Source organism: Rhodoferax sp. OV413 (genome assembly GCF_945881795.1).
In the GTDB taxonomy this organism is placed as follows: domain Bacteria; phylum Pseudomonadota; class Gammaproteobacteria; order Burkholderiales; family Burkholderiaceae_C; genus Allorhodoferax.
In genome coordinates this window covers 1-7,466 of the sequence record NZ_CAMCVG010000099.1, presented here as the reverse complement: position 1 = coordinate 7,466, position 7,466 = coordinate 1, and the positions used below count along the sequence as shown (strand labels likewise).

Annotated in this window: 7 protein-coding genes; 3 read left to right on the top strand and 4 right to left on the bottom strand. The window is 61.4% G+C overall.

The genetic code is table 11. The features are described from left to right. Positions 1-33 precede the first annotated feature (33 nt). The 3 genes from Q0O05_RS10590 (at position 34) to Q0O05_RS10580 (ending at position 2,743) form a co-directional block, all read left to right on the top strand. A complete protein-coding gene (locus tag Q0O05_RS10590; protein ID WP_293662820.1) occupies positions 34-573 on the top strand; it encodes a TRAP transporter small permease subunit in 540 nt (179 codons plus the stop codon). 38 nt (positions 574-611) lie between these two features. After that, positions 612-2,159: a TRAP transporter large permease subunit gene (locus Q0O05_RS10585; protein WP_293662818.1), complete on the top strand. Its 1,548-nt coding sequence runs from the start codon at positions 612-614 to the stop codon at positions 2,157-2,159. 89 nt (positions 2,160-2,248) lie between these two features. Beyond that, on the top strand, positions 2,249-2,743 hold the full coding sequence (locus Q0O05_RS10580) for a hypothetical protein (protein ID WP_293662816.1): 495 nt from the start codon (positions 2,249-2,251) through the stop codon (positions 2,741-2,743). Positions 2,744-2,849: 106 nt separating this feature from the next. Here Q0O05_RS10580 and Q0O05_RS10575 read toward each other — a convergent pair whose 3' ends face one another. The 4 genes from Q0O05_RS10575 to xseB form a co-directional block, all read right to left on the bottom strand. Then, a complete protein-coding gene (locus Q0O05_RS10575) occupies positions 2,850-3,929 on the bottom strand; it encodes a TRAP transporter substrate-binding protein (protein ID WP_293662814.1) in 1,080 nt (359 codons plus the stop codon). A gap of 154 nt (positions 3,930-4,083) precedes the next feature. Beyond that, complete coding sequence (gene dxs / locus Q0O05_RS10570) at positions 4,084-5,973, bottom strand: 1-deoxy-D-xylulose-5-phosphate synthase (protein ID WP_293662812.1); 1,890 nt, start codon at positions 5,971-5,973, stop codon at positions 4,084-4,086. Positions 5,974-6,005: 32 nt separating this feature from the next. Beyond that, positions 6,006-6,971 carry a polyprenyl synthetase family protein gene (locus Q0O05_RS10565; RefSeq protein WP_293662810.1) on the bottom strand — a complete coding sequence of 322 codons (966 nt, stop codon included), beginning with the start codon at positions 6,969-6,971 and terminating at the stop codon, positions 6,006-6,008. Then, positions 6,971-7,243 (bottom strand): exodeoxyribonuclease VII small subunit, encoded by a 273-nt coding sequence (gene xseB / locus Q0O05_RS10560; RefSeq protein WP_293662808.1) that lies wholly within the window; start codon positions 7,241-7,243, stop codon positions 6,971-6,973. The genes Q0O05_RS10565 and xseB overlap by 1 nt, the downstream gene beginning before the upstream one ends. Between the last annotated feature and the right edge of the window lie 223 nt (positions 7,244-7,466).

Sequence of the window (7,466 nt, the reverse complement as noted above, 5' to 3'; positions counted from 1 at the left end):
CACTGTGCGCAGTTGACGACATGGAGACTTTTTGTGAATGCACTCTTGAAATTCGCCTCCGGCATGGACTGGATCAGCAGCAAGCTGGGCACCTTGGCCGCCTGGACAGTGCTGCTGGCCGCGCTGATTAGCGCCGGCAATGCCTTCATCCGCTACGGGCTGGGCCTCACCTCAAACGGCTGGATTGAAATCCAGTGGTACCTGTTTGCCTACACCGTGATGGTCGGTGCGCCGCTGGTGCTCAAGGTCAATGAGCACGTGCGGGTTGACCTGATCTACGGCAAGCTCAAGGGCAACCAGCCGGTCTATGTGGATCTGTTTGGCCTGGTGTTCTTCCTGCTGCCGGTCATCGGCCTGCTGGCGTACCTGACATCCAAGTATTTCTGGGGCATCTTTATGTCCGGCGAAATGTCGCAAAACGCCGGCGGCCTGATCCGCTGGCCTGCGGTGTTGGCCATGCCCCTGGGCTTTGCCATGGTCTGGCTGCAGGGCGTGGCAGAAATCATCAAGCGGGTGGCGTACTTGCAGGGCAAGTACACCATGGACACCCACTACGAAAAGCCGCTGCAGTAAGCCGCCGCCCGTACCCCCAAGAAACACTGGATCTACGTATGCAAATGGAACACTTCCCCCCGCTGATGTTTGCGGGCCTGGTCATCATCATGTTGATCGGCTTTCCGGTCGCCTTTTCTCTGGCGGCACTGGGCCTGGCCAGCGGCTTTTTCGCCATCGAGATGGGATGGTTTCCCGCCGCCTTCATGGGCAACCTGCCGATCTCGTTGTTCTCGATTTTGAACAACGAGCTGCTGCTGGCCATCCCCTTCTTCACCTTCATGGGCACCATCCTCGAAAAGTGCGGCCTGGCCGAAGACATGCTCGATTCCATGGGCCAGCTCTTCGGGCCGGTGCGCGGCGGCGTGGGCTACTCGGTCATCATCGTGGGCTTCATCCTGGGCGCCATTACCGGTACTGTGGCAGGCCAAGTGATTGCGATGGCCCTGATTTCGCTGCCGGTGATGATGAACTACAACTACAACATGCGTTATGCCACCGGCGTGCTGGCCGCCTCGGGCACCATCACCCAGCTGGTGCCGCCCTCGCTGGTGCTGGTGGTTCTGGCCGACCAGCTGGGCCAGCCGGTGGGTGACATGTACAAGGGTGCCTGGGGGCCCTCCATCCTGCAGGTGCTCATGTTCGCGGCTTACACCTTTGCGCTCTCCCGCATCAAGCCCTCTTACCTTCCCGGCATTCCAAAAACAGCGCGGACGCTCGACGGCTGGGCGCTGTGGGCCAAGTGCCTGAGGGGCATCATCCCCTCGGCCTTGCTGATTTTTGCGGTGCTGGGTTCCATGGGCGGACTGCCCTTCCAGAAGACTGCCATAGCCACGCCCACCGAGGCCGGGGCCATGGGTGTCATTGGCGCGCTGCTGCTGGCCGCCTTGTCCAAGCGCCTCACGCCTTCCCTGATCTGGCAGGCCATGACCGGCACCATGCGCCTCACTGCCATGGTGGTGTTCATCCTGATTGGTTCGCGCGTATTCAGCCAGGTGTTCCAGGGTGTGGACGGGGGCAAATGGGTGGAGCACCTGCTGACCGGCTTGCCCGGCGGTCAGGTGGGCTTCCTGATTGTGGTGAACATCTTTGTGTTCTTCTTGGCCTTCTTCCTGGACTTCTTTGAAATCGCCTTCATCATCGTACCAATGCTCGCGCCCGTGGCCGACAAGTTGGGCATCGACCTGATCTGGTTCGGCGTGCTGCTGTGCGTGAACCTGCAGACCAGCTTCATGCACCCGCCCTTTGGTTTCGCGCTGTTCTATTTGCGCGGCATTGCGGACACGCTGTTCAAGGAAAAACGAATCCCCAAGCCGGTTTTGTCGAACGACATTTACCTTGGCGCCATCCCGTGGGTGATCATGCAAATCATTCTGGTTGTGGTGGTGATCTTTGTGCCGCAATCGGTCACCATGTTCCTGGACGAGAAAGTGGTGGTTGACATCGACAAAGTCGTGATCGAAATGCCGGCAGAAGAGCCTCTGCCCAAGGCCGAGCTCAAATCCGAAGACTCCGGCCTGAACGCCAGCCCGGAAGACGCCGCCAAAGCGGCAGCGCAGGCTGAGGCCGACGAGCAAAAGAAGATTGACGATCTGTTCAAGAAGTAATCACCAACGAGTCTTTTTGCCCTTCCGCCCCGCACCGGGGCCACTAAGCCCCGACGCGCCGGTTGGGGCTTTTTTTGCAGGAGCACGCAGTGAACCCGACAGAAAGCAACGCGTCGGAAGACGACAAAGCGGTCTTCACCCCGCGGGGTGGAGAAATCGAGTGCGCGGCCTACGGGCTGGCTTTCAAGGTCATCGCGTTGGCCTTGCTGGCATGTGCTGCAGTATGGTTGCTGCAGTTGCAGCGGGGAGCGCCGGCAGCCGAGGCTGGAAGCCTCCCCGTCAGCTGGCTGTGGTTACCGTGGGGAATGATGGCCTGCACCGCCTGGTTCGTCGTGACAGGCCGCACGCGCCTGACCGGGCGCGACATCGAGCAGTCTTGGATGTGGTCCAAGCGCCTGGAACTCAGCAATATGGCCTACGCCAAGCTCATCCGCATCCGCGGCCTGGAGTGGCTGATTGCACCGCGCCTCTACACCAAAAGTTTCACCGGAAAGCTGTTGGTCTTCTACGCAGCCGACACCGCAATGTTGGACGAGTTCAAGCGGCTGGAGCTTGAGCTGGCCACCCTGCGGGAACCGCGCTGACCCGCCAGGCGAGTGCTGCGCACGCCCGCCAAGCCGATGACCGGCATCGCAAAGTGACATAAAAAAACCGCGCCAAGGCGCGGTTTTTCTCTTTCCGCGAGGCGTATTACAGCTTCTGCGCCTGCATGAAAGTGTCGAACTTGGCTTCGGTGAAACGGAACCACAGGTTGGACTCTGCACGGAACTTGGAGTAGTCCGCGTAGATCTTCTTCCAGTCTTCGTTCTTGGCATTCAACTCTGCATAGGTTTCTTCGGACGCCTTGAACGCTGCCACCAACACGTCGTTAGGGAAAGGACGCAGCTTGGTGCCGCTGCCGACCAGCTGCTTCAGGGCGCCAGGGTTGCGGGCGTCGTACTTGGCTTGCATGTCGAGGTGGGCATAGGCCGCTGCGTTTTCCACGATCGATTTGTTTTCGGGAGACAGCGCCTCAAAGGCCTTCTGGTTGATGAAAAGGTCCAACTGAGGGCCACCCTCCCACCAGCCGGGGTAGTAATAAAACGGAGCCACCTTGTTGAAGCCCAGCTTCTGGTCGTCGTACGGGCCAATCCACTCGGCCGCGTCGATGGTGCCTTTTTCCAGCGCGGTGTAGATTTCACCGCCGGGAATGTTTTGCGGAACCACACCCAACTTTTCCATCACCTTGCCGGGGAAACCACCGGTGCGGAATTTCAGGCCCTTCAGGTCGGCGACAGACTTGATTTCCTTGCGGTACCAACCGCCCATTTGCGCGCCGGTGTTGCCCATCGGGAAGTTCACGATGTTGTATTTGGCATAGAACTCACGCATCAGTTTCATGCCGTTGCCCTGGAACATCCAGGCCGTCATTTGTCGGCTGTTCAGGCCGAAGGGAATGGCGCAACCAAGGGCAAACGCTTCGTTCTTACCAAAGAAGTAATAAGGAGCGGTGTGCGCGCATTCCAAGGAGCCTTGCTGCACGGCATCGACCACGCCGAAGGCGGGAGCGATTTCACCGGCCGCGTGCACCGAAATTTCAAACTTGCCGCCGGACATTTCTTTCACGTGCTTCGCAAAAATTTCTGCTGCGCCAAAAATTGTGTCCAGTGCCTTAGGGAAGCTGGAGGCCAGGCGCCAGCGAACTGCAGCTTGCGCATGCACTGCAGGGGCAACACCTGCGGCCAGAACACCGGCGATACCGGCGTTTTTAATGATTGAGCGACGATCCATTCGAACTTCTCCTTGATTGAGGTTATCAGCGGACTTGCACGCGGGGACAGTCCGCAGCAAATCAACTTTGAGTTTAATCACATTTTTGGAAAGCAAGGGCGAGCGATGGAGGGGGTTTTCCCTCGCAAAGCGCTCCAGAAAGCCCGCCTCGCCATCAGGCCTGCCGCGTAGGCAGCAGGCCTGCAAATCGCCCGCAAATTGACGCCTCGATGCCGGCCGCGTCCAGGCCCTGCATTTTGAGCAGCTGCACCGGGTCGCCGTGCTCGATAAACTCATCGGCCAGGCCCAGTTGCAGCACCGGTACCGCAAGCTGCGCGGCCTGTAAAGCCTCCAGCACTGCGCTGCCCGCGCCGCCCAGAGTGGCACCTTCTTCCACAGTCACCAGCGCGCTGTGGCTTTGCGCCACCTGAAGCAGCAGCCCGACATCCAGAGGTTTGGCCCAGCGCATGTTGACCACCGTGGCATCCAGCCGCTCTGCCGCCGCCAATGCGGGCTGCAGCAGCGTACCGAAGGCCAGAATGGCGATGCTCTTTCCCTGGCGGCGAATTTCACCCTTGCCAAAGGGCAAGCCCTCCAGCGCGCTGCTGACCGGTACCCCCACACCGCTGCCGCGCGGATAGCGCACGGCCACCGGGTGATTTTGTGCAAAAGCAGTGCTAAGCAACAGGCGGCATTCGTTTTCGTCTGCCGGGCAGGCGATGCTCATATTCGGAATACAGCGCAGAAAGGGAATGTCATACGCCCCCGCATGGGTGGCGCCATCGGCACCCACCAAACCCGCCCGGTCCAGAGCAAAAACCACCGGCAGGTTTTGCAGTGCCACATCGTGGATCAGCTGGTCATAAGCACGCTGCAAGAAGGTGGAGTAAATCGCTACCACCGGCTTGAGACCCTCGGTGGCCAGGCCGCCGGCAAAGGTCACGGCGTGCTGCTCGGCAATACCCACATCGAAGTAGCGCTCAGGGAAGCGCCTCTCAAACTCCACCATGCCGGAACCTTCGCGCATGGCGGGTGTAATGCCCACCAGCCGCGCGTCGGCGGCGGCCATGTCGCACAGCCATTGGCCGAACACCTGGGTGAAGGTGGTCTTGGCGGGCACTGCCGACTTGACCAGCCCCACCGCGGGGTCAAACTTGCCCGGCCCGTGGTAGGCCACCGGGTCGGCCTCAGCCAGCTTGTAGCCCTGCCCTTTCTTGGTCACCACGTGCAAAAACTGCGGGCCTTGCAGGTGCTTGATGTTTTCCAGCGTGGGGATGAGTGAATCGAGGTCGTGACCGTCGATGGGGCCGATGTAGTTAAAGCCGAACTTTTCAAACAGCGTAGCCGGCACCACCATGCCTTTGGCGTGTTCTTCGAGCCGCTTGGCCAACTCAAACAAGGGTGGCGCGCCCTTCAGCACGGTCTTTCCCACGCTCTTGGCGGCAGCATAAAACTGGCCACTCATGAGTTGCGCCAGGTAGCGGTTCAGCGCACCCACCGGCGGGCTGATGCTCATGTCGTTGTCGTTGAGAATGACCAGCAGCTTGCAGTCTTCGACTCCTGCGTTATTGAGCGCTTCGAAGGCCATGCCGGCGGTCATGGCGCCGTCGCCAATCACCGCCACCGCATAGCGGTCTTCACCCTTGATGCGGGCGGCCAGCGCCATACCCAGTGCGGCTGAGATGGAGGTACTGGAGTGGGCGGTGCCGAAGGTGTCGTACTCGCTCTCGTCGCGCCGAGGGAAGCCGGACAAACCGCCGTACTGGCGCAGGCTGTGCATGCGGTCGCGCCGGCCTGTGAGGATTTTGTGCGGGTAGGTCTGGTGGCCCACGTCCCACACGATGCGGTCATGCGGCGTGTTGAACACGTAGTGCAACGCCACAGTGAGCTCCACCGTGCCGAGGTTGGAGCTGAGGTGCCCGCCGGTGCGCGAGACACTCTCGAGCAAGTAGGTGCGCAACTCATCTGCCAGGGTCCGCAACTGGGCGCGCGGCATCCGGCGCAACGCGGCGGGGTCGTCGATGGTGGCCAGCAAGGGGGTGGCGTTGGAGGTGTTATGGGACATTTGCTATTCTTTTCGTAGCTGCTGACGCAGATTCAGTGGGCTCGGTGCACCACCATGCCTGCCAAAGCGCGCAGGGTGGCGGTGTCCGGCAGGCCGCTGGCATCGAGCGCCTGCAGCGCTTGAGCATGCAAATTGTGCGCATAGTCACGGCTGGCCTGCAGGCCCATCAGGGAGACATAGGTGGGCTTCTCATTGTCCGCATCTTTGCCGGCCGTCTTGCCCAGCGTGGCGGAGTCGGCGGTGACATCCAGAATATCGTCCACCACCTGAAACGCGAGACCAATGGCTGCTCCGTAGTCTTTGAGTGCCGCAAGCACCCGCGCGGGAGCCTGGGCACAGTGCGCGCCCATCACCACGCTGGCTTGCAGGAGTGCGCCGGTCTTGAGCTGGTGCATTTCTCGCAGCTGGGCTTCCGACAAGGGTTGTCCGACGCTGGCCAGATCAATCGCCTGCCCGCCCGCCATGCCGGCACTGCCGGCCGCACGGGCGAGGATGCCGCACAAACAAGCCTGCACCGAGTCCGGGATGCTCTCGGGCTCAACTGCGGAGCCTGCTGCGGGCGTTAAAAACTCAAATGCCAGGGCCTGCAGTGCGTCACCGGCCAGCAAGGCAGATGCCTCTCCGAACTGCACATGCACCGTGGGCTTGCCGCGGCGCAGCACGTCGTTGTCCATGCAGGGCATGTCGTCGTGCACCAGCGAATAGGCGTGGATCAGTTCCACCGAACAGGCCGCTCGCAGTGCCGCAACCTCGCACGCTTGCCCCAATCGCGCCGCCGCTTCGTGGGAAGCGAGAACCAGCAATGGGCGCAGACGCTTACCGCCATCGAGCACCGCGTAGCGCATGGCACTTACCAGTGCAGCGGGCGCGCCGTGCCGGGAGCCTGCGGGGGCCGCAGTGCTGATCCAATCACCCAGAGCGCGCTCAACGCGGGCCAGGCGCTCCCGGGTCCAGGCCTCGAAATCCCCGTGTAGTTCGGGCATAGGCTGCGCGCTCATCAGGGCTTCCACGGCTTGAGCACGCCGTCGTCCAGGACCTTGATCTGGTCCTCCACCGCCTGAAGTTTTTCGCGGCACTGCTGCAGCAGAGCGGCGCCGCGTTGGTAGTGGGTCAGCAACTGGTCGAGTGGCAGGTCGCCTGACTCCAGGCGGGCCACCATCTGCTCGAGTTCGGCCATAGCCTCCTCAAAGGTGCCGGGCAGTGCCTGCGTGGTGGCTTGGGGAGTGGCGCCGGGGATAGCGTGTGGGGCGGGGGAACTGGCCTTGGGCATGGAGCGAATAAAGGAACAAAACGTGATTTTAGGTGCTCCAGCCTTGCCGCTGCTTACTGCAGTGCACGCGCGGGTACAATCCGCCCTCCCGCCACCGACCACCCGACTCCGGGATGGCCGGCTCCGATTCACCGCGCACTTTGGTGCATCCCCCTGTGGGGAGTCTTTAGGTCAGGTCCCCCATGTCTGATTTAAGTCTTCAACTGCAGCAGGCGAACAGCCA